Below are 26,256 nucleotides of genomic sequence, written 5' to 3' on the forward strand. Positions count from 1 at the left end.
CATCAACGCACACTATGTCTGCCTAAACAAACCTTTAGTAGGACTTCCTAGTATCTACTAGGAAGTCCTACTATGAGGACCTGGTGCGTTTCTGCTGGCAGTAAGCCCAGTCAAGCTACTCCTGTCAAGGATGAAAGGACACATGCCCATGAAACTGGAAGAAAGAGTCCGCAACCTGCCCGACGAAGTGGCGCCAACCATAGTGCCGCCTTTCCCTGATGCCGACATGATGCATATCTTGGATCTGCTCCTACCGGCCGAGCGTTCCCGGCTGTTGGACATCCGTAGATTTCTTCAGGAGGACGTCCGCGCAGCAACCATTGACTATTGGAACAGGGAGGAGTTCCCGTTCGAGCTCCTGCCCAAGCTCGGAGCCTATGGATTGGGAGGCTTGCAAACGGACGGAACGTCAGTCCTGTTTAAGGGACTCGTATATGTAGAGGTCGCTCGAGCGGACGTCTCACTGTCAGCCCTGGTAGGCATCCACAATGAACTCATCGTGGGAATGATTAACGCATTGGGGTCGCAGGCCCAAAAAGACCGTTGGCTCCCTGGTCTGACCTCATTCCGGCAACTCGGCGCATTTGCCCTCACGGAGCCGGACCATGGTTCAGATATAGCCGGCGGCGTTGAGACTACTGCCCGCCTTGAAGGCGGGGAGTGGGTCATCGATGGTGCAAAACGCTGGATAGGCTCGGGTACCGTCGCCGACTTCGCTTTGGTCTGGGCCCGGGATGTCGCGGATGGGCAGATTAAGGGCTTCATTGTTGAGACGGATCGCCCCGGATACTCGGCAACGAAAATCTGCAACAAGATCGGTTTGCGGATCATGCAAAACGCCCACATCGAGTTGCGGTCCGTGCGGATTCCCGAAGCAAACCTCCTGCCGGGAGCGACCGACTTCTCGAAAGCAAACGACCTCTTGAGGGATTCCCGGGCATGGGTAGGCTGGCAGGCCGCCGGCATTCAGCTCGCGGCATTTGATATCGCCCGCGCCTACTCGCTGAAGCGAAAGCAGTTTGGTCGGGAACTCGCTAAGTTCCAACTGGTACAGCAACAGCTGGCCGAGATCATCGGGAACGCCACGGCGTCCCTCGGATTGATGGCACACCTGGCGAGAATACAGGCCGATGGAAAGCTGGACATGGTCCAAGCCGCCATGAGCAAGGCAACCACCACCCGGATGGCGAGGGCTTCGGTAGCCATGGGCAGATCCCTGCTTGGCGGAAACGGGATAAGCAGCGACTACGAAATGGGCAAGCTGCTGGGGGACGCCGAGATCCTCTACACATACGAGGGAACCTACGAGATCAATTCCCTCATTGTCGGCCGTGCCGTCACCGGAAAATCCGCATTCGTCTAGTCCTGAGCTGATCGGAACGCACTATACGTATGCGGCGGCATTCACCGTGAGCGTTGGACGGTGGAATCGCGGGAGGAGGACTAGTTCCACCGCTTTGGGGGCTGGGATGTGTGGTCAGTGCGCAGAGCTGGTGTCGAGGTCTTCCATGGCCCAGGTGAGGACCCGGAGATCGAATCGTGGCAACCGCAGTGCTCCGTGAACGAAGGCGTCGAATTCGGGTTCGGAAGCGTTCCCGCCTTCAGCCCAGTACCTGAGCCATAGACGCTCAAGGGTGATTTCGTGTTTCGCTATGAGCTGTCGTGCTGTCTTCCGTGGGTCATCCATGCCGTATCCCCAGTGTCGTTGATGATCTTCAGCGGCTCAATGGTCAGTTTACTTACGATGCCGGATTTCCTCGACATCCGCGCCCAAAAAGCTGATGCGAAAAGGGGAATGGATTCCCAACATCAGCGGGATTCTGCTCGGAGTGACAGGATTCGCTTCGAACGCTGTGGATCGAGGCGGTAGAGCAACTGAACGCTGACCTTAAGGCGGCTATGACCTCCCGGACCACCATAGTCCTGGCTTGCGGCGGGCAGGTTTCAGGCCGGATTCTTGAGCGATTACAGTTTGAGAGTGAATTTCCACGCATTCAAGCGCTTCATCGATCTCGCACCTGCTGCTGTCGATGCAGAGCCTGTCGTCCAGGTTGAAGAACAGAACAGCGACTACGAATCCGGGGTTGCACGCATCGGGAACGAGCAGTGGCGAATCCGCACCGCCCGGATCACACCGACGAAGCCGGGCGCCTTCGTCGCGGTCTGGAAACGCGGCGAAGGCGGATCCACCAGGCCCTTCACGGCTAACGAGTCGATGTCTGGACTGCTCGTCTTCGTAGAGGAGCAGGAGCGGTTCGGGGTCTTCCAATTCACCACGGAGCACCTGACCTCGCTCGGATACGTCAGCTCCGACTTGCATCCCGGCAAACGCGGATTCCGCGTCTATCCCGCATGGTGCACCGACCTGAATTCTCAAGCGTCACGCACTCAGCGCGCGCAGGGGTCTGTGTTCGTCGAGCTTCCTTGAAGCAACGCGTCGAGGACCGTAACTGAAAACGAGCAGGCAATCCAACATCTCCCGTAAGCCGACCGCTGACCGTGCCGACCGGACCCTGCGACTCGTTCCGCGGTGGTCGGTCCGACGCCCTCGGGAGGCGAGCCTGACGACTCCTTCGGCTCGCTGCAAGCACCGAGCCGAAGGCAACGTCCGGGAGACACGCTCCTCGGGCAAGTACCCGATGTGATCAGCGAACCGTGAATATCGTTCGGTGCCGGTCCCTTTCTACTGTCCCGGTGAGGTCGAACATCAGTTCACATGATGTCAAGCAAATGCTTAAACTTAGCAACTCGCGCGACCTCGCGTTTGTCCTTTGCCACCGGCCAAGAGGCGCTGGTCTCACTGGCCCGGATCGCCATCGATCGAGTGACCTCGAGGGCATGTTGACTCATCCCATGCGCGTCAGGCTTGGGCTAGCGGGGGAGTGGGCCACATTGGCCTTTTGGCGTACTTCAATGCGGTGGAAGGGGATGTATATGGAATCCGAGTTGGCTCTATGGTTCGGGATGTGCCACTCAGGCGGCCGGTCCGTCCTCCCGTGCGCCAATGGGGCCGGTGGTCTTCCAGGTCAAAGAGAGTCGACGGAGGTGGCGCACATCTGCGGAGAACTTCCGACCAAATGTGACCCGGTTTCGACCATGCTCGTGGTGGTCTTCGCGATCATCCTGAAGGTCTTACCGGCAGCCGGGGCAAGATCCTGGAGCGGCTCACCGGCGAAGAACTCGCTGCCGGCAAGGTGAAGCACCCCTACACGAAAGCCCTTCTCGCCGCTACGCCCTCCATCGCAGAACGCAAGGCAGAGCTCGTCACGGTTTCGGCCAAGGACTTCGCATTGGATGAGGTTTTCGACGACGATTCCGCCACTGGCATCCGTATACCCGGCGCCTTATTGACTCAGTGCCTGGAGGGCCTGGTTTCGACATCGGAGAACGGAGGGTGGCGGTTCGTTAAGCGGGACAAACCGCTGCGAGATCCGCATTTTAGGCCCGGGGCGGATTGTGTTCTGGTGTTGCCGGACCTTTTGGATCTGACTTGCCGGAGACATGCGTGTGAGCGCAATGGCCCGTTAGCGTCGGTGCTCTTGGGCGAGGGGGCAGGTGAACGGGTCTGCGGCCTTGAGTCCTACCTTGTTGAGGTAGCGGATAACGATTCCGTAGGAGCTCATCAGCCCAGTCTCGGTGTAGGGGATGCCTGTGAGAGCGCAGTGTGCTTTGACCAACTGGCTGGCTTCGCGAAGATGCCGACGGGGCATGTCGGGAAACAAATGGTGTTCGATCTGGTAGTTGAGCCCACCCATGAAGAACGTGACGAATCCACCGCCGGTGATATTTCGGGAAGTGAGCACCTGCCGGGTCAGGAAGTCGGCACGGCTGTTTTCGGGAAGTATCGGCATTCCTTTGTGGTTTGGTGCAAAGGTTCCGCCCATATACAACCCGAAGACGGCGACCTGAACCCCGATAAACGCTGCGGCGACACCAAGGGACAGCACAAGGAACAGCAATCCGATGTAGGTGCCGAGGCGCAGACCCAGCAGGCCAAGCTCAAGCCATCGGTACTTCACCGGCCCGCGACGCAGCAGATACTTCAGCGAGTCGATGTGCAATGTCCATCCAAGGAACAAAAGCAGCGGGAAAAGGAGAAAGCCCTGTCGCTTGCCGTAGGCCCGGGAAAAGCGCCCACGCTTGGTCGGCACTTCGTTGTGGAAGACGATGGCGCCGGGAGCGATGTCCGGATCCTTATTAACCACGTTCGGTCGGGCGTGGTGCCTTGAGTGCTTGTCGGTCCAGTAGGCATAACTCATACCCACCATCAGGGTGGCGATCAGGCGTGCAGTCCACTCATTTGCAGCCCGGGAGGAGAACACCTGAAGGTGCGCAGCTTCGTGGCCGACCAACGCGAACTGCGTGAACACGACACCGAGCACGGCCGCGACTGCAAGCTGGAGCCAAGAGTCGCCTAGAAGGAAGAACGCCACCCAGACAGCGGCGCCCGCGACGACCAGGAGCATCAAGAGCAGGAGGTAATAGCGCCGGCACCGCTCAAGCAGCCCGGCCTCCTTGACTGACGTCAAGAGGCCCGCGTAGCTGTTGGTGACTTTGTTGATCCGGATTCCGGGCGTTGCATGCTTGGATATTGGCGTGAGCGTGGGTACGACCGGCGGGGGCTGATGGGTTGAGGTCAAGGTGTTGCCTCCTCGTGCGCGCTGGTGATGCGCTGCCGAGGTCTGGGGCAACAACACCAGCGTAGGCACGAAGGGCGATGTGAGTCCAGAGGGAATGGACCTTGCCGGGCAATCCTTTCAAGTGGGGCGTGCCCGGAAAGTGCTAGATCATCAAAGTGCGCTTGATGATGCTTTCGGCGACGTCGTGAAGGTTTTGCCGGGAGGAGCGGGCATGTGCGCGTAGCACATTGAAAGCACTGTCCATGTCGAGGTTCTTGGTCTGTGCGATGACACCCTTGGCCTGCTCGATGAGCACCCGGGTGGTTAGCGCGCGTTGCAGTTGGTCGTTGAGGACGCCCGCTTCGCGGATGGTGCGTTCCTGGAGAAGGCTGATGGTCGCCACGTCGGCCATGGCCTGGGCGATGGAGGCGTCTTCGGGGGTTAGGGCGCCGGTTTCGGCGCCGAACAGGCCCATGGCGCCGATGACCCTGGTGTGGACGCGCATTGGCACGGCGTGCACTGACCTGAATCCCATGTCCAAGGCAATGTGTTGGAATGCCGGCCAGCGGTCACCAAGGGTGCCGATGTCATCGACGGTGATGACGGTTCCGGTGCGGTAGCACTCCACGCAGGGGCCAGCTCCGGCTTCGAGTTGCAGCAGCTCCACCAGTTGGCTTTGCTCGCTGGTGGAGGCGAGCAGTTGCAGGTTCCCGTCGGCGTCGGAGAGCAACAGTCCGGCATGGGCGGCGTCGAGCAAGTCGACGGCGTCCTCCACGAGGGTGTGGAGGAGGTCCAGGACGTCGTAGTCAGCAACGAGGGTGTCGGTAAGCTTCACGAACGTATCGCTGAGACGCTCGGCTCTGCTTTTGTTTACCATGTCAGCATTTTACTGTGGACCGCTATCGGCGGCGTCCGGTGCCGGGGTGAAATTCAGCCGTCGGTTCACCACGTCCACGGCGGTGTCCTGCAGGGAACGTCCGCTGGCGAAGGCATGACCGCGGAGCAACAGCAACGCTTCGGCGGCGGTGCTTCCGGTCTGGACCAGCACCATACCGGTTGCCTGGTGGATTTCCCGACGGGCCACTGGAATGGCCGCGGATTCGGTCTCATGGTCTGGCATCAATCCCCGCAGCAAAGTCCAGGCGGTCCGGCTGGCGATGTGGGTGGCCCGGCTGATCTGGGCGGGACTGAATTCGCGCGGAGAAGTGCAGTAAAGTTCCGCCACACCGATGACCAGGCCACCGGCGAGCAACGGGAAGACAAAGAGCGCGGCTGCGTCGGTCGTGGCCGCAGCTTCGGCGAACGCCGGCCATAAGCGCACTCCGGCGGCGCTGAGGTCTGGGATCATGACCGGCAGTTGGGTGCGGAAAACATCCCACCGTGGTCCGTCCCCGAGATCGTACTGGAGCTCATCAAGCCGGGCGGCCGTAACGTCGGACGCGCACATCAATGTTTCGGCTGCAGAACCACCGAAAATGGAAACAGCTGCGCCGTCGATGGGCAGTTCCTGGAGGAATGCGGCACACAGATCGCCGTGGGGTCCATACGCCGCCGCTGAGGTCACCTCAGGCACGCTTTGTCAGCTCTTACGCGATGGCTCGGCTGCACCAACGACCACCATTCCTGTTTTTTGGAAGACAGCCGGACTCTGACTGCTTCCTCAACCATAAACCCGCCGGCGCTGGTGACTCTCGACGGCGGCTGTCATCACGGTCTGTTCACTCCCTTTCGCGGGGTTCGCCATTTTTCGAAGTAGGTTGAGGTGTGGGATTTGCTGACCCATTGGGCCGCACTTGGCCCGGCTGATGTTTGTTCTTCGGTGGTCGATCGAGCCAAACGAAGTGTGGACAATATCCACATTTCTGAACAACCAGGTGATGCGCGACTATTTGACCGGACAGGAATTTGCCAACCTGATGACCTCCCGAGGTATTTCACGGGACAGTACCGTTGTCATTTATGGTGACAAGCACAACTGGTGGGCGGCCTATATCCGCAACAACCCTGAGGAATACACGGGCGAGCGAACTTCAATCCCCGATTACCCGCAGGAGGGGGTCCTCCGCGGCGGGAAACTATGACGGCTCATGGACGGAATGGGGCAATGCTGTTCGGCTCCCATAGCAGTAGGTCATTGAATTTCCTGTTTGGGCCCCGACCCGGTTGGCCTGGAGGCCATGGCGAGTCTCAGGATGATGGTGCGACGTCGATGAGCACCTTCCCGATGGTGCCCTGCTCCACGGCATCATGTGCCGCGGCGGTATCTTCGAGCGGGAAGCGGGTCAGCGGCAGGCCGTGCGCTTCGCCGACGCGCAACGCGCCGGCCTTCAGCGCCTCAAAGACGGCTGCCACGGCGTGCTCTTTCTGCTCGTCCGTCACGGTGTAAGTGAGAATGAACTGGTATCGGACGTTCTTGGTCATGCTTTCGCGGATTGGAACTGTCACTGTTTCTCCGGGGTTCGCCGCGTAGATGGCTATGGTTCCGCTTGGCTTGAGCACCTTCACGTCGGAATCGATGTTGGCTGGAGCGTTGACGTCAACGATGGTGTCGACCCCGCCGGGGGCGGAGCGACGGACGGCAGCCACGACGTCGTCGGTGCGGTAGTTCACGATGGTATGGGCTCCCGCGAGGCGTGCGAGTTCAGCTTTCCGATCTCCGCTGACAGTCGTGATGATGGTTGCTCCGGCCCAATTTGCGAGCTGAATCGCAGCGTGTCCCACTGCGCCTGCACCGCCGGTGACCAGTACCGTTCGTCCCGCCAACGCGCCGGGGGAGAGCCTGGCAGGGCCGTCCTCGTTCGAGGTCAGCGCCCGGTGCGCTGTCAGGGCGGGGATGCCGATGGACGCCCCCGTATCGAAGGACTCTGCGTCCGGAAGCGCCACTGCTTTGGCGGCCGGTACAACCGCATACTCCTGTGCTGTGCCCTCATGGCTGTCCCAGGCGACGTCCCAGAGCCAGACTCGGTCGCCGACGCTGAGTCCTGTCACTCCGGAGCCGATCTCGTCGATCACGCCGGCGCCGTCCTGGTTAGGAACCTTCGGCGCTTCCAGCGGGATGTTTCGTCCTCCGCCTGCCCGGGCCTTCCAGTCGGTGGGGTTCACCCCGGAGACGACGATGCGAACCCGAACCTCACCCGCGCCGGGGTCAGCCAGCGGCTTGTCCTGAAACTTCAGCACTGAGGACGAACCTGTTTCTTCGTACACAATCGCTTTCATGTCTTCTCCCATGAACCGGGTACCCGTGGCCGAACCTACCGAACCACCCTATCGAAGGACGACGGCGGCAACTTCCTGCAACAGGTCCAATGATCCTGGCGGACCATCTGGTAGCCACATCAGATACCAGACGGCTGCGCCAAGAAGCCCTGCGAGGCCGTCATGTTGCCCCAGTGCCCGGTTTGTGGGGAAACACGAGCAGCGTGCTCGTGGCAGTGGCGAGGAGTTCTCCGTCGGCTGTGCTGAGGCGGGCTGAATCCTGCCTGGCGGCAGGCTGCCACCATTTCGTCGTGATAATCCGGCGAGATCGCGCGCGGAAGCCACACCCAGCTGTCGTCCCTGAACGGAGCCAGGTCCGCTGGCCTCTCGTCGGTGGCTTGCGCGTGCGTCGTCGGGAGTGCCAGGACGAAGTGTGCCTGCGGGCCACGACGCCCAGCAGGAAGCTGATACTCGTGGGGCCAACCCCACGCTGGTCGGAAATCGAGTACTACAGTGGATGTATGGCTGCCAGCCGCAATCCGCTCGATGACCTGCGCGAAACCATCGGTCATCTAGCCAACCAGCTCAAGCTGTCCGGTTCGGAGCGCGTCGACGACCTGGTCGGCGACCTCATGGGTGCGAAGCCCGGGCCGGGCCGGCCACTGTCAGAGGTGCAGGCCGAACTCGATGCGCTGGTTGGACTGGAGACCGTGAAGGAACAGGTGCGGGCGCTCGTCGCATTGCTCCAGGTCCAAGCCCGCCGTAAGATGCACGGCCTGCCGGAAGTGGCCACATCGCAGCATCTGGTGTTCCTCGGAAACCCGGGCACGGGCAAGACCACCGTGGCGCGGCTCCTGGCCGAGATGTACCGAGCAGTTGGTCTGCTGCAGAAAGGGCACCTGGTCGAGGTCGACCGTTCGGGCCTGGTGGGGCAGTACGTCGGCGCAACCGCCATCAAGACGGACCGGGTGATCCGGCGTGCGCTGGACGGCGTCCTGTTCATCGACGAAGCGTACGCGTTGACCCCGGAGGACGGCCGGATGGACTTCGGCCCGGAAGCCATCGAGGTCCTGCTCAAGCGGATGGAGGACCATCGCCACCGCTTGGTGGTGATCGTGGCCGGGTACCCGCGGCTGATGGAGTCCTTCTTGCTCTCCAACCCCGGACTGCGGTCCAGGTTCGCCCGCGAGATCACGTTCCCCGACTACTCCGTCGACGCACTCCAGACGATTTTCCACCAGATGCTGGTCCAGCACGAGTACACGCTGGAGCCGGGTGCGGACCAGATGCTGCGCCGCATCCTCACCGGGCTCCACGCGGGCGAGGACTCCGGCAACGCACGGTTCGCCCGCACGCTGTTCGAGCAGGCGCTCAACCGCCAGGCGCTGCGGCTGTCGCGCGACAAGGAACAAAGTCTCGACGCGCTCGATCGTGAGGCCGTCATGACGCTCACGGAGGACGACATCGTCGAGGCCGCGCTGGCCTTGGGCGAGGAGCCGGAGCCGGAACCGACACCGCCACGACCGGAACAGTCACGCTGGTGGCGCTGGCTGGTCTGAGCGGATCCTGTGGCAACTGTCAGGCCAATGCCTGACTTTGGGGGAAGTCAGGTGTATCTGGCCGCCCAACGCAACCCAGAGATACCCATAGCGTTCTCGAGCCCTTTGGCATCCAGGCCACCGACACAACCCGTGCTGCCAGAAGCGACGTACGACCGCACGCAGGTGGCACCGGGGACCGGAAATGAATGTTGCCTTCCCAAGGCGGGGCCCGCCGTCGTTCCTTTGCGATCCCTGCCGCCTGCCGGGCCACGGATTGAAAGGCAGTGTGGGGGACCTGCCGAATACTGTTGGGCCGGCGTGCCCCGCTGGGCGGTCTGCTGATCTGGCCGGTTCTTAGACGAGGTGTGAGGCTGACTTCAGGGGGAAACGTAGGTTGCGCTGGTCGATGCCGGCCTGGGTTTCGGGAACCATGAAGTCGCGCGCCTCACTGACGCCCTCCTGGGCTTTTTGGACTGCTGGCCGCAGACGCGTTTCGTAGCGCTCGAAGGCCGCGGTTGGTTCATATCCTGATTCCGTGAGAGCCTCGGCCAGGATGGCGGCGCCCATCATTGCCAATGACGTTCCTCGTCCAGAGAACAGTGAGGCTGCGTGGGCCGCATCCCCGACCAGCACGAAGCGGCCATGCGACCAACGCGGCATGTGGACTTGGCTGACGGAGTCGAAGTAGATGTCTTCGGCATCACGAACTGCATCCAGGAGGAACGGTACGTGCCAGCCTTGCTCATTGGCGAACGCCTCGATCAGAAGGCCTTTCTGTGCCGCTGCATTACGGTAGTCGTAGTCTCTCTCGGGCGCCCGGAAGGCAAAGACACCAAACGCACGATCCCCGTAGTCGTTGATCCCCACCATGCCGCCGGGACAGTTATAGGTCCGGCTTTCATTGACTATATTTTTGGTGCCAGTCGGAAGATCGACGATGGCGTAGTAGACACCAAGGTGTTTCCTGAAGATGGATTCAGGCCCGAAAACCAGCTTGCGGATGGATGAATGGATTCCGTCCGCCCCGACGACAATCTGGTATCTATCATTCCTTCCACTGGCGAAGGCCACAGCCACCCCTGCGCCGTCCTCCGTCGCGCTGACAGGCCAATCGCCATAAACGAAGTCTGTCGCCGTTCCGATTCTCGAGTGGAGGACGTTGATGAGGGCTTCGCGTGATATTTCGATGTCGTCCACGGAATCGTTCGCCATTTCCACGGGCAACTCGGCTACTGCTTGTCCTTTGAAGTCGACGAAGGTGGTGAACACCGGCCGTTCGTCACTGGCGACCTTGTGTTGGCGTATGGTGTCCAGAATGCCCATCCTGTCGGCCACAGTCAGGGCTTCACCTCGGACGTCAATGGGGGAGCCAACGAGCCGCAGGTGTGGCGCCCGTTCCACAACGGTGACTTTGTAACCGATATCTGTCAGCTGGGCCGCAGTTGAAAGTCCAGCCATGCTCGCGCCCACGACGAGGGCTGTGGCTGGGGAGTTGGCGGCCCCCGTGTGGAGGTCATGGACGGAGAGTGTTGAGTGTGGCATTGGTGTCTTTCAGTGTTTGGAGTGGAAGAGTCTTCGTTTGGTGGCTACGGCTGGCTAGGGCGCCAGGAGTCGGAAGCCAGATAGTTGAGCCAGTTTCATAAGTTCTCGTTCATAGGTGACCCTGTCGGGAAAGCCGTCGTACATGTGCTTGGGGTCCGAAACGGTGCCCAGAGAAGTGACCCGCATAAGCAGGCTTTGTACGACGATTTCGTAGAGAATGTCGATTTTCGCTGTGGCTGCCAGGGCAGGGCAGCTCCCCAACAGAGAATGACGCAGAAACGTCTTGCAATTCTGATGGAACTGAAAGCCCCGGCGTCGCATGCCAGCAGTTCGCATGCTTCGCGGCTGGGAGGCTCTGGGACGCGCAGTGCTAGTCATCGGAACCCGACGGGTTTCTGCCGGCTGACTTGGCCCAGCAGCTACGCAGAAAGGCCACCGCTCGGCCCACCACGTCCTCTTCCTCAAAAATCTTGTCCCCGTGGTCGGCCCCGGGCACGGTTACCAGAGTCGAAGAACGGCCCAGCTGCAACAGTCCTTGGTGGAAACGAAGACTTTGTCTGTAACCCACGCGGCGGTCTCTGTCGCCGTGCATGAAGAGGAAAGGTGGAGTGTCCGGATGCTCCGCGGCCAACCTCATCGGGTTGGCATCCAAGGCTCTCTCGCGGTCAAGGGCAGGATCAAATCCAAGAAACTGGCGGACGATGCGGGCCAACGCTTCCTTCTGCGCTACGTCGTTTTCGAGCGCATCGTCGCCAAGAGCAGCGAAGTCGGAAATCCCATAATGGTTGACAACGCATGTCACCCGTGCGGAGGTAGTGGTTTCCTGACCCACGGGGCGACCGAGAGGGAAATCTCCGGTGACTGCGGCCATGGAAGCCAAGTACGCACCTGCTGAGCTACCCCACATAGCCAATGCATCGGGGGCGAGATTGAACTGCGCCGCGTTGGCACGCGTCCATCGAACTGCGGCACGGACATCTTCAATGGGCTCCGGGTATTGGGCTTCGCCAGAGAACCTATATGAGATGGATACAACCGCAATCCCCGCTAAAGGTAGCGAACGCCATGGTCCCATGGCCTTGATCCCCCCCAGGAAACTGCCGCCATGTACATAGATAACTGCAGGAAATGGACCTTGTCCCCTGTCCGGCAAGTGAACATCAAGCAGCAGTGGCCGCCAGCCCAATGGTGATGCGTACGGAATGTTTAGGAAGCTGGCGGTACCGGGGAGCAACCTCTGCGGCTGCGCCACGAGCAGTTCCGCAGGGGCCAATTTCTCATAATCGAAGGCCGGCATGAGTGATGATATGTGCGCTTGGCCGTCAGTTACGAGTGAGTCGTTCGTTGGCATTGCTGCCTCCGTTCTGCTGGGTTGGGGAGCACGGAAAGCGAATTCTGTTTCGAAATCATGGGCACGAAGATGCCCTGAACTAGCGTGGCCGTGGACGGGTTCGGGCTTTCGGCCCTTGGAAAGTCAGTATCTGTTGCGCAGGTCCCTGACTTTGCCGAGGTCATTCGAAACGGTGGGGAGATCGGTGCTGCTAGGGGAAGGTTCGCTGATGAGCTCCACAATGTAGTGAGTCGTTGGATGGTCGTCCAGGCTCCGCACCCGGTGCGGAACCAATGGGCCGGATGCTCCAACGGTCTTGAATGCCACGTAGCCCGGCTCGGCGATCTGTTCAAGTGACCAGTCAGGGTCCCCGAGTTCCTGCCCTTGAACATGGCCGGCCTCTGGCCACAGAATAACGTGGTCGTGAAAATGTTGGTGGTAGTCGAACATTCCATGGGCGGGAATTGTCATCGACCACACACGCACGCGTTCATTCTCGAATATCAGCTTGTCGCCGGGAGTGGGTGGAAAAGTTCCCTGGGTCATGACTCTCCAATAGGTCGATCAATCACTGGCGACGGCAGACACAAGGCCTCGCGCCGAGCATGGATTGGATGTAAACATGTAGAATTGGATCCGATCTGATGTGATGAATATCGCATGAGAAGCCTCTCCGCGTCAAGTTGTTTCGGAAGTTCGTTCTCTGCCGCAGGCGTGGACGGGCAGCTGGCTCGCGGAGGTCTACCAGGTGCCTCCTTCCCCCACTAGATAGGTTCGAAGATGAATGCCAAGGGCAACACTTCCACTCCAAACATTTCTGGCAAGCAGGAAACACTAGAGCTTTGGGGCATGGTGGCGACGCCATTCGGGCCTGGTGGGGGAGTGATCGACTTGGAGTCGCTGTCGCGGCTGTCACGGGTCTTGGTTGAACGTGGATGCACCAGCCTCGTGGGGTTGGGCGTGATTGCGGAGCCTGCAAGTCTGACCATGCGGGAAAAGGTCATGGCCATGGAAGCCATTGCCGGCAGCGCGGGTGGCTTACCAGTCGTAGCAAGTGTTATGAACCCCGGGTGGGCTGAGGCTCTGCTTGAGGCGCGCCAACTGACCTCGGCTCTGCCTGGGAAGCTGTCGGCCATCATGGTGCCCGTCTCCAGTAGCGACCCCCGAGAATTCAGGGACTCTCTCCGTGCTGTTCACAAGTCCACGGGCTTACCGGTGATAGTCCAGGACCTGCCCAGGGCCACAGGAATCCGAATCAGTGTCGAAGATCTCGCGGACACTCTCTCGGGTTTGGATTTCATCCAAGCGGTCAAGTGTGAATCGGAACCCACCTTCACGCGGATCAACTTTCTGGAATCGAGGATATCCTCGCGACTCATCGGCGGGTTCGGCGGCATCGGCTTGATTGATGATCTGCGCTCCGGAGCTGTTGGAATGGCCGCTGGCATTTCGAAGCCGGAAGTGCTGGCTTCAGCGTTGCAGAAGTGGCGGATGGGTGATGAACTTGGTGCAGCCAAAACGGTGGGCGAGATTGCAGGCCTTATTAACTTTGAGACCCAGCAGGGTGCCAGCATTGCAATTCGTAAAGAGCATTGGCGTCGACAAGGTGTAATTGAGCATGCTGCAGTAAGGCCGCCGACCACTGCCTGGTCGGCGGCCTTTGATGCGCATAGCCGGTTTTACGGATTTGTGTAGGCGACGGTCCTACGCGTGTATTTTCTGTGAATCCCTTGTCGGCGCGCTGGCGACCCGTCCATAGAAATGGCCAGCGAGTGCAGCAGCGAGCGTGATGGCTCCAGATAGCCCAACCCCCGTCGCCAGGTGCAGCCTCAGCAGCAGTGCGCCGACGGTGGCGCCTGCGCTAATCAGGAGAATCGCCAATAGCCGCCGGACCCAGGGCTGGGCCACGCGGCCACCGAGCCATGAGTCTGCGGAGAGCCCTGTGATGGTCGAAGTAACGACCACAGTTGTAACGTCCTTGACTGCCAAGTGACGTGCTGTGGCAGCTTGTGCGCCCATCGTAGTCGCGAGCACGCCTGCAACGATCACGTGGTTCGCGCCACGTGTGGCGTTGGGTTCAATCGCCAGGTAAACGGTCATTGCGCAAAGTATCAGGCCGATTGTCAACAAGATGGTCGTGGTAATTGAAGTCCATGATGCTTCTATTCCCCTTAGGGCCCGCCCTGCAACGGCGGCGCCTGCCATGAAGCCTGCGAGGGCCACTGCCGGCCCGACTACCGGCAGCCCGTCCGCGCCAGCCAGCGCCATTCCGAGTATCACCACGTTTCCGGTCATGTTGCCCGTAAACACTTTATCGAGGCCCAAATAACCCACGGCATCAGCAATACCTGTCGAGAAGGTCAATGCGAGCATCAACCCCAAATGAATGGTTTGGACCGTGGGACGCCTACGGCTCACAGTTGTCCTCCCTTTCCAAGCAGGTGGGCAGGAACTGAGTGAGGATGCCTGAAAATAGTCATGACAGGATAGTATCCAAGAAAACCAATATTGAATCCAATGTGTCGGAGAAAGTTCTTCGGATCACCGCTGAGGGGTGGAACGTTGCACGTGAATTTCGACAAGCTCGCGGGCATGTGCACTGTGCTCTATTGTCAGCTCCCGGGCAGACTGAGCATCGCGGTTCTCAATCGCTTGGGCGATTTTCATATGCTCCGCAGCATTGTCGGCCAACAGCCGCGAATCCCCGCCAAGAGCCGACCAGGTGAGGTTTCTGGGCATTCGGTGGTGGAGTGCGCTGATACTTGTGCTGAGCTGTGCATTTCCGGCGGCTTGGATAACGGTGCTGTGAAAGAGTTCATTTGCTTTGTACCAGAGGTCCTTGGCCGCTGCCTTGGCTCCGGCTCGCGCCTGGGCAGCAGCTTCATCGAACCACTTACCTGCCTGGTGCAGGCGGTCGATATCCGCCTGTGTGCAGGCTCGCGCGGCCCGGTATGCTGCGTGGCCCTCAAGAACACCGCGAACTTCATAGGCCTCGGCAATGTCACGCATGGAGGGCATCTGAACCCGGGCGCCCCTGTTGGCGACAATTTCGACGACCCCGAGCGCCTGCAGTCGGTGCAGTGCTTCCCTGATGGGCATCCGGCTGACTCCGTATTCTTCGGCCAGCCGTTCCTGGCGGATCCAGGAGCCGACGCCGAATTCTCCGTCGCTGATTCGTTCCTGCAGGGCGTCGACCAATGACTCCACAGTTTTTGCGCGGACGTCCACCTGCTGATGTCTGGCTCCGAGCTCAATGGGATCCGTCATGAAAGCCCTCCGGTGTCGATGCTTGTGGTCCAATCAATTGGATCCTATCTGAGTTGCGAGCCTTGTGCCCTCCGCAGATATAGGACGCGTCCGTTATGCAGGAGCACAGGGATTATCGGCCGGCGGCATACCCTTGATTTCCACGGGGGTTGGCGGCTGCCCCTAATTCGCCAGTGGATGGCTCCCTCGTCACGGTAGACATCCTTCCCAGAGACCAGCCGTCCACCACGGTGACATCATGGCCACGCTCTCGCAGTTCAGCGATTACGTCGGCTGGAAGGCGGCTCTCGGCTACGACTCCGGTCGCGTTCCACGTGCGGGGCCAGAATGAACTCGCCAAGGCGCTGGTATGGAAGGTTGGAGCATCGATGGCCTCCTGGGGCGTATAGCCACCCACAAGGGTCCGGAGGAGATAGAGCAGCTGCCACTGGTCCTGCTGGTCTCCCCCCGGCGAACCGAGGGCAGCCACGGCATGCCCCCTGCGCATAAGAAGCGTCGGGCTCAGCGTTGTCCTTGGCCTTCTGCCCGGCCGGAGCGCCGACGGGGAAGTCTCGTCCAGCCAGGACATTTGGAGTCGCGTCCCCAGGGGGAACCCGAGCTCGGGTATGACGGGCGAGGACTGTAACCATCCGCCGGAGGGCGTTGCGCTGATCATATTGCCGTCCTTGTCGACGACATCCAAATGGCAGGTGTCGCCACGGGTTTCTCCGGATATCCGAACTGTAGGTTCGCCCGCCCCGAGTACAGACGGCTCGTCAGCGGATGCTCTAAGCTCGGGAGGTCGGGGAGAGATCCCGTGCAAGGATCCAGGCCTGAAGGACGTCGACGCGTAGTCCGAGATTTGGCTGGCTCTTTCTTTGCCGTATGCATCGGAGAAGAGCTCAGCGAGATTCACCTTTGGCGTGCACGAGTCACCGTAATAGGAATCACGATCGGCCATTGCCAACTTCATGGCTTCTATGACGGTGTGCGCGCCGAGAGCTGTTGAGGGGTCAAGATGCCTGTCGTCAAAATTCTTTAAGATCGACAGGACTTGCAACAGTACGGGACCCTGGGACCAGAACCCGGCCTTTACGATTTCTGTGCCATGGAATTCCAAGGCCAGCGGACTTTCGATGGAAGCGGCGAAGTTTGCGAAATCGCTGAGCTGAATCACTCCTGCATGGTCGGTGCCGGACGAGTGGCGGTGGGGAGCGCGGGCGAATTCCACCAGAGACTTAGCTACGAAGCCCTCCTTCCATTCCGTCAGTGCTGCCTGGATGCGCGCTTCACGTGTACTCGCGTTGTGGCCTGCTGCGATCAGTTTGCGCAAGACCATGGCATAGGCGCTGTTCTTGACGTTCTCGCCCGCCGCTGGCAGTCTGCCCTGTGGTGTCCACTGGGCCGCGGAGCTGGGCCAGTGTTCTTCGAAATGACCAGCCATGGTCTCAATAACCGTGGCTGCTTGCTTACCTATGGGATGGCCGTTTTCGGCATAGTGGATGGCATACCCGAGCACTTCGGCCAGCTCCCAGGTTCCCTGTTTGGCTAGCAGGAGCAGCCAGGCCTCCACGGCTCCAGGGACGGCGGCCGCCAGAGCGCCAGCGCCGGGCACCGAGGTGAGCCCTTCAGAGGTGAAGTGCTCGATGGTTGCCTTCGCGGGGGCAGGTCCCTGGCCCATGAGGACCTGAGGTTCACGTCCGTGGGGAGCGTAAATGGCTACCAAGTCGCCGGCAGGACCATTCAAATGCGGTTCAACGACGTGCAGGACGAAGCCGGCGGCCGCAGCAGCGTCGAACGCGTTTCCGCCCCGTTCCAAAACCGACTGCGCGCTGGCTGTCGCCAGCCAATGCGTTGAGGCGCTCATCCCAAAGGATCCCTTCAGTGTGGGGCGCGTCGGAGAAGCCGGCGGTGTTGAGGTCATGGAGGAGAAAGTCGTCTGCGTCATACCCTCATTGTATTCAAAGCAAGACGTTTTGGATCCAATTAATCGAATCTTTTTGGTGGATGAGATTCCACGGGCAAAGGTGTTGACCTTCCCCAACCGGAATCCCTCGTCAGGTGGTCCAAAAGCGGCTGAACCCGATAGGGCAAGGGCGTCGAAACTGTGAGTGTCGTGTTGGTGTGCCGCACTCCGGGGATGTCCACCATTCTGGCAGCGGCGGATTGCACTCCTTGAAGGGTTGTCGACGCGACCCTGACCATGAGGTCCTCCCGGCCAGCTTGAGTGGTGACCTCCAAGACCTCGGGAATGCGACTAAGCGCTTCTACGACACTGGAGAGTTTTCGTTGGTCCAGCTCCAAGCCAATGAATGCCTGAACGGGTATCCCGGCGGCCTCCAGGTCCATGACAGGCCTGAAGCCCTTCAATATCCCCGCAGTTTCCAAGCGCTGGAGTCTACCCAGGACGGTATTGCGGGAGATGCCCAAAAGCCCCGCAAGTTCTGCTACGCCTGCCCGCGCGTTGCCGTGAAGGCGCCTAAGGAGCTCGGCGTCAAGCCGATCAATGCTGATCATTTTGTTCAGATGCCTTCCATGCCAAGCCTATCGACCTGAACATTTCGATTCGTTCGAGATAAATCAGTTGACCACATCGTCCCCCTTGGCTCAAGGTTGGGGAACACATTGGTATTGGATCCAATGCTTGAGCAATCAGGAGGCAGCACGTGTGTGCGGCAATATTGGGCGGACCCGGCGTTGCTGGTAACGGCCACACCGACATCATCGATGAGCGGACCAGCGGTCACGAACAGGTTCGGATGCTTCGTGATGAGGACACCGGACTCAGGGCCATTGTTGCGATCCACAATTCGTCCTTGGGCCCGGCACTGGGGGGAACGCGTTTCTTTCCTTACAAGGAAGAATCGGACGCGCTTACAGATGTACTCCGGTTGTCGGAGGGTATGACGCTTAAGGCAGCGGCTGCGGGACTTCCTTTGGGTGGAGGCAAAGCTGTGATCATTGGTGATCCTCACGCCCACAAAACCCCTGGGCTATTGCGCGCTTATGGCAGGTTTGTCCACTCGTTTGGGGGCGGCTACATCACAGCCGGTGACGTGGGTACCACAGCAACCGACATGAATATCATCGGTTCGCAGACGCCATGGGTCGTCGGTCGCGATGCCGGCGGATCGGGTGACAGCGGATTTTCCACGGCTTATGGGGTCTTCGTGGCGATGCAGGCCGCTGCAGTTCACGTCTGGGGAAGCGAAGGACTTTCCGGACGCCGAGTCGGTGTTGAAGGTGCTGGCAAAGTCGGCAGTCAGCTGGTCAGCTTGCTGATCGACGCCGGAGCGCACGTTAATCTGGCCGACCGCGACCCGGCAGCACTGCAGCGCGTATCTGAGACAAACCCCCGGGTTGCGATTTCTCGTCGGGTCCTGGACCAAGACATCGACATCTACGCTCCCTGCGCCATGGGCGCCACTCTGAATGAGAGGACAATACCCATGGTCCGCGCGCAAATCGTCTGCGGTGCGGCCAACAATCAACTCCTCAACGCTGACTGCGAAGAACAACTGCAGTCCGCTGGCATTCTTTGGATTCCAGACTACGTGGCAAATGCCGGAGGGCTTATCCAAGTCTCCTCTGAGGTCACTGATTTGCAACCCGAAGAGGTAACCGACCGAATTGCAATGATCGGCTCAGCCGTTACGGGCATGCTCCAAGCAGCCGGTGACGTGTCAAGGACCCCGGCCGAGGCTGCCCGGGAACTTGTTGAGCGCCGTCTTGCTGACGCAGAAGGAATACCCGCATGACCGCCGAACCTCTATCTCTACTGTCTCAACAGGGAACGTATCAACCCCACGAGTCGCTTGCCCTGGATCCGGATTCCGTTGACTCGCAGCGTCTTTTGCGGGACATGATCATGACCCGCCGAGTGGATACAGAAGCCATTGCGCTGCAACGCCAGGGAGAGCTGGGGCTTTGGCCGTCCCTGCTTGGTCAGGAAGCAGCTCAGGTAGGAGCAGCTTGGGCCCTCCATCCACAGGACATCGTCTTCCCCACCTATCGCGAACATGGCGTTGCCTGGTGTCGCGGGGTGGATCCGGTGAACCTGCTAGGACTCTTTCGGGGCACGACCATGGGCGGTTGGGACCCAACAGAGAACAACTTCAACCTCTACACCCTCGTTATCGGGGCCCAGACTCTTCATGCAGTTGGATACGCCATGGGAATCGTTCGAGACGGCGACGTGGGCACAGGCGATCCGGAACGAGACCGGGCAGTGTTGGTCTTCTTGGGCGATGGTGCGCTCAGCGAGGGTGAAACCAATGAAGCCTTCGTCTGGGCCGCTGCACAGAACCTGCCCGTTGTCTTCTTCTGTCAAAACAACCAATGGGCCATATCCGCCCCCTACTCGGTTCAAAGCCGCGTGTCCGTGGCGCAGCGCGCCCAAGGGTTTGGGTTCGAAGGCGTCCGTGTAGACGGAAACGACGTCCTTGCCTGCCTTGCCGCAACCCGGGAGGCGATGGCTTCGGCCAGGTCGGGCAACGGTCCCACCCTCATCGAAGCCTTTACTTATCGCCGCAACCCCCACACGACGTCCGACGACGACGGACGCTACCGCTCCGGGGCTGAAAACGATGCTTGGGCCGCCTTGGACCCCATCGAACGCCTAAAGAACTATTTGAAGACCTCCGGCACATTGGACCAGGCCTTTCTCGACGGAGTCGCCCAGGAAGAGGAAGAACTTGCCGAAAAGCTGCGTGCAGGTTGCCGTGAACTTCCTAACCCGGCTCCAGACCAACCGTTCCGGAATACCTATGCCGACATGCCGAAAGAACTTGAGAGTCAAATGAACGAACACTTGGTTTTCGTGGAGGCCGGAGAATGACGACTTTGCCGGGTACCATGCCCATCGCCCACGCCCTCAATGCTGGGCTCCGTGCCGCCATGGAGACCGACGACAAGGTCATGCTCATCGGCGAAGACATCGGCCAATTGGGCGGAGTATTCAGGGTCACCGACGGGCTCCAAAAAGGTTTTGGTGATCTTCGCGTAGTGGACGCGCCCCTTGGCGAAGCCGGCATCGTAGGAAGCGCGATAGGCCTGGCCATGGCTGGGTACCGGCCAGTGTGCGAAATTCAGTTCGACGGCTTCGTATTCCCCGCCATGAACCAGATCACGACTCAGCTGGCCAAGTACAGGCACCGCTCAGATGGCAGGGTCGCATTGCCGGTTGTGATCCGCATACCCGTAGGCGGCGGTATCGGCGCCATCGAACATCACTCGGAATCACCGGAGGCATACTTCACCCACACTGCCGGCTTGAAGGTAGTGATGCCGTCCACTCCACAGGAAGCATACGACATGATCCGGGAGGCGATCCGTAGCGACGATCCCACCATTTTCCTGGAACCCAAACGATCCTACTGGCTCAAAGGTCAGGTCAATCGGGCCAGCACACCAGGGCCTCTGGACAAAGCAGCAGTTGTCCGCCCTGGAGAAGACCTAACGCTAGTTACCTACGGGGCATTGGTGCCTGTGGCCCTGAAGGTCGCAGATGTCTGTGCAGAGGAGGGCCGCAATATCGAGGTCATCGATTTGAGGTCACTGTCTCCCATCGACGATGCGACGATCATCCAATCTGTGGAACGGACGGGCAGGCTGGTCGTGGCCCACGAAGCGTCACGTACTGGCGGCCTTGGCGGAGAGATCGCTTCGCGAGTTCAGGATGCCGCGTTCCACTCACTGGAAGCCCCGGTTCTCAGGGTCACCGGTTACGACACGCCCTATCCCGCCAGCCGCCTCGAAGAGGAATGGCTGCCGGGCCTGGACAGAATCCTCGATGCCGTAGACCGCAGCTTCACCTACTAACGGAGGCAAACAATGACCATCAAGGAATTCGCCCTGCCGGACGTCGGAGAAGGGCTCACCGAAGCAGAAATCGTAAATTGGCTGGTGAAATGCGGTGACAGAGTGGTTGTCAACCAGGCAATAGTCGAGATTGAAACGGCAAAGTCATTGGTGGAGCTCCCATGCCCTTACGAAGGAGAAGTCAATGAGCTCCTCGTAGAGCAGGGTCAAACCGTTGACGTTGGGCGAGCGATCATCAGCATCGCTACAGCCTCATCCGAGCCAGATGGCGAAGGCGTTCTTCCGCAGGCACGGCCGGAAACAATCGAAGACCCCAAACTGCTGGTTGGATACGGGGCGCGCGAGGTTGTCGGCCGTCGTCGTCGCGGACGCAACACCAGCCATCCAGCCACAAAGGCCCCGGCGCCGGAGGGCACTACCGCAACCCGACCCGCTGCGGGCGCAAGCAGACGCCCCAAAGCCAGCCCACCGGTGAGGAAGCTCGCCAAGGATCTCGGCGTGGATCTGTATGCCGTCAAGGCAACCGGAGATAACGGAGTCTGCACACGTGAAGACGTTCTCAAAGCCCGGCCGACCGCTGAAACCACAACCGTCTCATCCGCCGATTCTGAAACGGATACCACCGAAGACATTCGCATTCCGATTAAGGGTGTCCGGAAGCGCACGGCCGCAGCTATGGTTCAGTCGGCGTTCACGGCCCCTCACGTGACAGAGTTCGTTGCTGTCGACATCACCCGAACCCTCGAATTGAAAGACCAGCTGGTCCGCCGCCGTGAGTTCGCAGACGTGAAGCTCACACCGTTGACATTTGTTGCCAAGGCATTCCTCCACGCATTGCGAAACACTCCGGGAGCAAACGCATCGTGGGATGAGTCGGCGCAGGAGATTGTCCAGTTCGGCCGGGTGAATTTGGGCATCGCAGCAGCTACGCCACGCGGATTGATAGTTCCTAACATCAAGAATGCCCAGGAACTGGGCCTGTCTCGGCTTGCGGCTGCTATCGCAGATCTGGCTACGACCGCCCGTCTCGGAAAAACGGAACCTCAAGCGATGGCCAACGGTACGGTGACGATCACCAATATCGGCGTCTTCGGCATAGATTCAGGCACCCCCATTTTGAACCCCGGGGAAGCCGCGATTCTGGCCGTAGGAGCTGTCCGCCGCACACCTTGGGTCGTTGAAGATGATCGTGGAGAACGGATTGAGCCGCGTTCGATCCTCCAATTGGCCCTTTCGTTCGACCACCGCATCATGGACGGCCAGCAGGGCTCTCAATTGCTCGCCGACACCGCAGCCTTGTTGCGGGAGCCAGGCCTCGCGCTCGTTTAGGCCAACCCGGTTCAGCAAACAACAGCGGACACGACATGGGCTCAAAACAAAATTTCCTGGTCAATGACTGGACCATCCTTACCGGGGCACTGATCGAAATCCGTCAAGGCCGCCAGCATCTTCGAGAAGGCGTCGTAGAGGCGTTTACGTCCGACGGGAGAGTCGTTTGGCTTCAGCAAGGGCAGGGCTTCGGCCGGCAGCTGGTGGACAAAGGATCAGGTTTCACAATCCATATCTCAGAAGAACAGCTCAAAAGCATCGGCAAGCTGCAATGACACCAGCAAGGCCATTTCCAGCACCAACAAACATCATCAAGAAAGAGGAGTCATGACCGTGCTCAAGGAGGCGGTGCAGCCTGCATTCGCGGCACATGTTGGACCAGGAGATACGCCCCCGTACCCGGAAGCAGATCTGCTGTTCCTTTCGGATCTTTTGACTGCAGAGGACTACGGGAGGTATACCGAGGCACGCAACTTCCTTCAACGTGAAGTCCGGCCCATCGCGGTGGACTATTGGAACCGGGCTGAATTTCCTTTCGCGCTGCTCCCGGCGATTGCTGCACAAAATCTGACCGGGATGAGCAACCGCGGGCATTTGTTGGCCGGCTTGATCCAAATGGAGTTTGCCCGGGCGGATACCTCCGTCTCGACGTTCTTCGGTGTTCATGACGAACTCTTCACTACGGCGATCAAGGATCTTGGGTCGGAGGAGCATCGTCGGACGATCCTGCCCGAACTCCTGTCACTCAAAAAGATTGGCGCCTTTGCCCTGACTGAACCTCTTCATGGCTCGGACATCTCTCGTGAGCTACAAACGACTGCGACTCTTTCAGGCGGCCAATGGGTCCTCAATGGACATAAGCGATGGATCGGTAACGCCACCTTTGCTGACTACGTGTTGGTGTGGGCGCGTGACACAGCTGACTGTCAAATCAAAGGTTTCATTGTGGAGAAGGGAACACCAGGGTTCCACACGGAGACGATCAACAACAAGACTGCAGTCAGAATCATCCAGAATGCCAACATCACGCTGAACGACGTCCACATTCCCTACGAAAACTGGCTTCCCGGAACGGCATCATTTCAGGATGCGAACTCCCTGCTTCTCCACTCAAGGGTTTGGGTAAGTTGGCAAGCCGTCGGTCAACAGTTTGCGGCCTTTGACGTTGCCCGCGCCTACGCGATGCAAAGGACGCAATTCGGCAAGCCCATCGCATCATTCCAACTCATTCAGGAGCAATTGTCCCGCATGCTGGGCAATGCGACAATGTCGCTTTCCTTGATGATCCAACTCGCTCGTCTCCGCGAATCAGGTCGCCTATCGATGGACCATGCTGCGCTGGCGAAATCCAGCTGCACCGCGAATATGCGCAAAGCCGTGGCGCTCGGGCGCTCAATCGTGGGCGGTAACGGCATCACCACCGACTTCGAGATGGCGAAGATCTTTGCCGATGCGGAAGCAATCTACTCGTACGAAGGAAGTTATGAAATTAATGCCCTTCTCGTAGGGCGTGCTGTTACGGGAATCTCGGCATTCGTTTGAGTCCCGTCTTTTCTCGACTCCACCGACCTCTAATGCAAAGGACCCACACATGGATCTCATAAATACAGCTGCCATTGTCACAGGCGGCGCCTCAGGACTCGGCGCGGCAGTGGTGCGCGCACTCGCGGGGCGCGGAGCACAGGTGTACGCTCTTGACCTTCCAGAAGCCATAAGTGATATCCCGGCTGGAATTGACATTCATTACCTCGCAGTCAACGTCACAAATGTTGATGAGGTCCGCTCGGCCGTAGCCAAGGCTGCAGCGGGAGCTCCTCTACGGACCGTCGTCAATTGTGCTGGTATTCTCCCCACGATGCGTATCCTGGGCCGAAAAGGGGTACACGATCCCGACGTCTTCGAGAAAGTCATCCAGGTCAATCTGATGGGCTCATTCAATGTCCTGACGGCTGCTGCTGACGCGATCTCCAAGACGCAGCCAGATGACCACGGACAACGCGGCGTTGTTATCAACACTGCCTCAATCGCTGCCTTCGAAGGACAAATCGGCCAGGTCGCCTATGCCTCCTCTAAGGCCGCCATTGTCGGTATGACGCTCCCCGCAGCGCGGGATCTGGCGCAATATGGCATTCGAGTCAACTCAATCGCACCCGGCATCGTCGAGACCCCCATGATGGCAACCGTCAGTGACGAGATTCGCCAGACCTTGGCTGCCAACGTCACCTTCCCGCAGCGGCTGGCCCGTCCCGACGAGTTCGCTCATCTTGCCCTCTCCATCATCGAAAACGACTACATGAACGGGGAAACAATCCGCATGGACGGTGCTCTGCGGATGTCACCCCAATAAGAGAACATCATTGCCGACACGAATGAAACGAAGGAAGAGCATGTCCCAGAACTCGTTGACCCACCTGCTACCTCGCCCCGAGGACGTCGTCATCGTCGGTGGAGCCAGGACCCCGCAGGGCAAACTGAACGGCCAGCTAGCACATCTGACCGCTGTAGAACTCGGCGCCGCGGCCGTTGGTGGTGCCTTGGAAAAATCCGGTGTTCGCCCGGACAACGTAGACGCGATAATTATGGGACAGGTGATACAGGCGGGTTCAGGACAGAACCCCGCACGCCAAACGGCTGCATTGGCTGGCATCAGCCTCAAAGTACCAGCCGTGACCGTTAACAAGGTCTGTCTGTCAGGTCTGACAGCGGTCATCGACGCCGCACGCCTCATCAGAGCCGGCGAAGCGGATGTCGTAGTCGCAGGTGGGCAAGAGTCCATGAGCAGAAGCCCGCATCTCCTGCTGGGGGCCCGGCAAGGTTGGCCGTATGGCGCCGGTTCGATGGCAGATTCCTTGGTCCGTGACGGACTCAGCGACGCCCAGGAAAACGTCTCCATGGGAGTCTTGGCCGATCGCGGAAATCAGGTGCACGGCATCGGTCGAGCCGAGCAGGACGCGATGGCTCTGGCTTCGCATCAGAGAGCATTCAAAGCTGCGTCGGAGGGAGTTTTCAAGGACGAACTGGTTCCGATTCGCATCCAGCAGCGAAAAGGACCCGAACGGGTCATCGATCAGGACGAACAAGTAAGGCCAGAAACCAATCTTCACGCCCTCTCCCTTCTTAATCCGGCATTCGAGAAGGACGGCAGCGTCACCGCCGGCAACGCCTCACCACTGTCCGATGGAGCCGCTGCGTTGATCCTCACCACACGTGCCACCGCCGCGCGACTCGGTTGTGACATCCTTGCCGTCGTGGGGTTCCCCGGCCAGGTAGCCGGCCCGGACAATTCCCTGCACTCCCAGCCCTCAAGGGCCATCAATGCAGCCCTGGAAAGAGCTGGCTGGACACCTGAAGAACTCGACTTCGTTGAGATTAATGAAGCTTTCGCCGCGGTTGCAGTTCAGTCCCTGACGGAACTCGGCATTCCGCTGGAAGCATGCAACATCCATGGAGGAGCAATTGCCTTGGGACACCCCATTGGAGCTTCCGGAGCACGCCTGGCCCTCCATGCCTCTCTGGAGCTGTTTCGCCGAGGAAGCGGGAAAGCTGCGGTGGCGCTTTGCGGCGGCGGGGGACAGGGCGACGCGCTCCTGCTCTACAGAAACTGACTACCTACCGACGACAGCTTCTCAACCCG

The 26,256-nt window shown here is 59.7% G+C and carries 25 protein-coding genes and 1 pseudogene; 13 read left to right on the forward strand and 13 right to left on the reverse strand.

All coding sequences use genetic code 11. The annotated features are described in order from the left end of the window. Positions 1-148: 148 nt before the first annotated feature. Positions 149-1,363, forward strand: a complete 1,215-nt coding sequence (locus tag ACZ5G6_RS11735; protein ID WP_498685736.1) for an acyl-CoA dehydrogenase family protein — start codon at positions 149-151, stop codon at positions 1,361-1,363. Positions 1,364-1,477: 114 nt separating this feature from the next. Here the strand turns inward: ACZ5G6_RS11735 and ACZ5G6_RS11740 are convergent, their stop codons facing one another. Continuing rightward, a complete protein-coding gene (locus ACZ5G6_RS11740; RefSeq protein ID WP_223932613.1) occupies positions 1,478-1,687 on the reverse strand; it encodes a hypothetical protein in 210 nt (69 codons plus the stop codon). Positions 1,688-1,978: 291 nt separating this feature from the next. Here ACZ5G6_RS11740 and ACZ5G6_RS11745 point away from each other — a divergent pair, with 291 nt between their 5' ends. After that, positions 1,979-2,428, forward strand: a complete 450-nt coding sequence (locus ACZ5G6_RS11745; RefSeq protein ID WP_498685737.1) for a MepB family protein — start codon at positions 1,979-1,981, stop codon at positions 2,426-2,428. A gap of 598 nt (positions 2,429-3,026) precedes the next feature. Here ACZ5G6_RS11745 and ACZ5G6_RS11750 read toward each other — a convergent pair. The 4 genes from ACZ5G6_RS11750 to ACZ5G6_RS11765 all read right to left on the reverse strand — a co-directional run bounded on the left by ACZ5G6_RS11750 (position 3,027) and on the right by ACZ5G6_RS11765 (position 6,192). Beyond that, positions 3,027-3,203 carry a hypothetical protein gene (locus tag ACZ5G6_RS11750; protein WP_498685738.1) on the reverse strand — a complete coding sequence of 59 codons (177 nt, stop codon included), beginning with the start codon at positions 3,201-3,203 and terminating at the stop codon, positions 3,027-3,029. Between the two features lie 321 nt (positions 3,204-3,524). Beyond that, positions 3,525-4,709 (reverse strand): fatty acid desaturase family protein, encoded by a 1,185-nt coding sequence (locus ACZ5G6_RS11755; RefSeq protein WP_498685739.1) that lies wholly within the window; start codon positions 4,707-4,709, stop codon positions 3,525-3,527. 73 nt (positions 4,710-4,782) lie between these two features. Beyond that, a complete protein-coding gene (locus tag ACZ5G6_RS11760) occupies positions 4,783-5,496 on the reverse strand; it encodes a GAF and ANTAR domain-containing protein (protein WP_223932617.1) in 714 nt (237 codons plus the stop codon). A gap of 9 nt (positions 5,497-5,505) precedes the next feature. Further along, positions 5,506-6,192: a GAF and ANTAR domain-containing protein gene (locus ACZ5G6_RS11765; protein WP_223932618.1), complete on the reverse strand. Its 687-nt coding sequence runs from the start codon at positions 6,190-6,192 to the stop codon at positions 5,506-5,508. 283 nt (positions 6,193-6,475) lie between these two features. On the opposite strand from ACZ5G6_RS11765, the pseudogene ACZ5G6_RS11770 reads away from it, so the two are divergent. Continuing rightward, positions 6,476-6,697, forward strand: a pseudogene (locus tag ACZ5G6_RS11770) (hypothetical protein); the annotation flags it as partial. Between the two features lie 109 nt (positions 6,698-6,806). Here the strand turns inward: ACZ5G6_RS11770 and ACZ5G6_RS11775 are convergent. Then, the gene (locus ACZ5G6_RS11775; RefSeq protein WP_223932619.1) at positions 6,807-7,835 is read right to left on the reverse strand and encodes an NADPH:quinone reductase; all 1,029 of its coding nucleotides are present in this window, start codon (positions 7,833-7,835) and stop codon (positions 6,807-6,809) included. Between the two features lie 500 nt (positions 7,836-8,335). Between ACZ5G6_RS11775 and ACZ5G6_RS11780 the strand changes: the two genes are divergently transcribed. Then, a complete protein-coding gene (locus ACZ5G6_RS11780) occupies positions 8,336-9,373 on the forward strand; it encodes an AAA family ATPase (protein ID WP_223932620.1) in 1,038 nt (345 codons plus the stop codon). A 336-nt stretch (positions 9,374-9,709) separates the two neighbouring features. Here the strand turns inward: ACZ5G6_RS11780 and ACZ5G6_RS11785 are convergent, their stop codons facing one another. From ACZ5G6_RS11785 to ACZ5G6_RS11795, 3 genes are all read right to left on the reverse strand, one after another. Beyond that, positions 9,710-10,897 carry an FAD-dependent monooxygenase gene (locus ACZ5G6_RS11785; protein WP_498685740.1) on the reverse strand — a complete coding sequence of 396 codons (1,188 nt, stop codon included), beginning with the start codon at positions 10,895-10,897 and terminating at the stop codon, positions 9,710-9,712. A 370-nt stretch (positions 10,898-11,267) separates the two neighbouring features. Then, positions 11,268-12,248 carry an alpha/beta hydrolase fold domain-containing protein gene (locus ACZ5G6_RS11790; RefSeq protein ID WP_498685741.1) on the reverse strand — a complete coding sequence of 327 codons (981 nt, stop codon included), beginning with the start codon at positions 12,246-12,248 and terminating at the stop codon, positions 11,268-11,270. Between the two features lie 123 nt (positions 12,249-12,371). Beyond that, a complete protein-coding gene (locus ACZ5G6_RS11795) occupies positions 12,372-12,773 on the reverse strand; it encodes a cupin domain-containing protein (protein WP_223932623.1) in 402 nt (133 codons plus the stop codon). Between the two features lie 234 nt (positions 12,774-13,007). Between ACZ5G6_RS11795 and ACZ5G6_RS11800 the strand changes: the two genes are divergently transcribed. Further along, a complete protein-coding gene (locus ACZ5G6_RS11800) occupies positions 13,008-13,922 on the forward strand; it encodes a dihydrodipicolinate synthase family protein (protein ID WP_498685742.1) in 915 nt (304 codons plus the stop codon). A 9-nt stretch (positions 13,923-13,931) separates the two neighbouring features. On the opposite strand, the gene ACZ5G6_RS11805 is transcribed toward ACZ5G6_RS11800, so the two are convergent. From ACZ5G6_RS11805 to ACZ5G6_RS11820, 4 genes are all read right to left on the reverse strand, one after another. Next, positions 13,932-14,645 carry a YoaK family protein gene (locus ACZ5G6_RS11805; protein WP_498685743.1) on the reverse strand — a complete coding sequence of 238 codons (714 nt, stop codon included), beginning with the start codon at positions 14,643-14,645 and terminating at the stop codon, positions 13,932-13,934. A 123-nt stretch (positions 14,646-14,768) separates the two neighbouring features. Then, positions 14,769-15,494 carry a GntR family transcriptional regulator gene (locus ACZ5G6_RS11810; protein WP_223932626.1) on the reverse strand — a complete coding sequence of 242 codons (726 nt, stop codon included), beginning with the start codon at positions 15,492-15,494 and terminating at the stop codon, positions 14,769-14,771. 112 nt (positions 15,495-15,606) lie between these two features. Continuing rightward, on the reverse strand, positions 15,607-17,421 hold the full coding sequence (locus tag ACZ5G6_RS11815) for a gamma-glutamyltransferase family protein (protein ID WP_498685744.1): 1,815 nt from the start codon (positions 17,419-17,421) through the stop codon (positions 15,607-15,609). Positions 17,422-17,459: 38 nt separating this feature from the next. Then, positions 17,460-17,990, reverse strand: a complete 531-nt coding sequence (locus ACZ5G6_RS11820; protein ID WP_223932628.1) for an Lrp/AsnC family transcriptional regulator — start codon at positions 17,988-17,990, stop codon at positions 17,460-17,462. 149 nt (positions 17,991-18,139) lie between these two features. On the opposite strand from ACZ5G6_RS11820, the gene ACZ5G6_RS11825 reads away from it, so the two are divergent. Genes ACZ5G6_RS11825 through ACZ5G6_RS11860 form a run of 8 tightly spaced genes read left to right on the forward strand, consistent with a single transcriptional unit; the run spans position 18,140 to position 26,227 of the window. Continuing rightward, on the forward strand, positions 18,140-19,231 hold the full coding sequence (locus tag ACZ5G6_RS11825) for a Glu/Leu/Phe/Val family dehydrogenase (protein WP_498685745.1): 1,092 nt from the start codon (positions 18,140-18,142) through the stop codon (positions 19,229-19,231). Next, positions 19,228-20,310, forward strand: a complete 1,083-nt coding sequence (locus tag ACZ5G6_RS11830; protein WP_223932630.1) for a thiamine pyrophosphate-dependent dehydrogenase E1 component subunit alpha — start codon at positions 19,228-19,230, stop codon at positions 20,308-20,310. The genes ACZ5G6_RS11825 and ACZ5G6_RS11830 overlap by 4 nt, the downstream gene beginning before the upstream one ends. Next, positions 20,307-21,293 carry an alpha-ketoacid dehydrogenase subunit beta gene (locus ACZ5G6_RS11835; protein WP_498685746.1) on the forward strand — a complete coding sequence of 329 codons (987 nt, stop codon included), beginning with the start codon at positions 20,307-20,309 and terminating at the stop codon, positions 21,291-21,293. Before ACZ5G6_RS11830 ends, ACZ5G6_RS11835 begins: the two co-directional genes overlap by 4 nt. A gap of 12 nt (positions 21,294-21,305) precedes the next feature. Next, positions 21,306-22,622: a dihydrolipoamide acetyltransferase family protein gene (locus ACZ5G6_RS11840; RefSeq protein WP_498685747.1), complete on the forward strand. Its 1,317-nt coding sequence runs from the start codon at positions 21,306-21,308 to the stop codon at positions 22,620-22,622. 35 nt (positions 22,623-22,657) lie between these two features. Then, positions 22,658-22,897 carry a hypothetical protein gene (locus ACZ5G6_RS11845; protein ID WP_223932633.1) on the forward strand — a complete coding sequence of 80 codons (240 nt, stop codon included), beginning with the start codon at positions 22,658-22,660 and terminating at the stop codon, positions 22,895-22,897. Between the two features lie 52 nt (positions 22,898-22,949). Then, complete coding sequence (locus tag ACZ5G6_RS11850; RefSeq protein ID WP_498685748.1) at positions 22,950-24,164, forward strand: acyl-CoA dehydrogenase family protein; 1,215 nt, start codon at positions 22,950-22,952, stop codon at positions 24,162-24,164. Between the two features lie 49 nt (positions 24,165-24,213). Continuing rightward, positions 24,214-24,969: an SDR family NAD(P)-dependent oxidoreductase gene (locus tag ACZ5G6_RS11855; RefSeq protein ID WP_498685749.1), complete on the forward strand. Its 756-nt coding sequence runs from the start codon at positions 24,214-24,216 to the stop codon at positions 24,967-24,969. Between the two features lie 40 nt (positions 24,970-25,009). Continuing rightward, complete coding sequence (locus tag ACZ5G6_RS11860; protein ID WP_498685750.1) at positions 25,010-26,227, forward strand: acetyl-CoA C-acetyltransferase; 1,218 nt, start codon at positions 25,010-25,012, stop codon at positions 26,225-26,227. Positions 26,228-26,256: the final 29 nt, after the last annotated feature.

It is taken from the genome of Arthrobacter sp. TmtSoilC51, assembly GCF_055388015.1.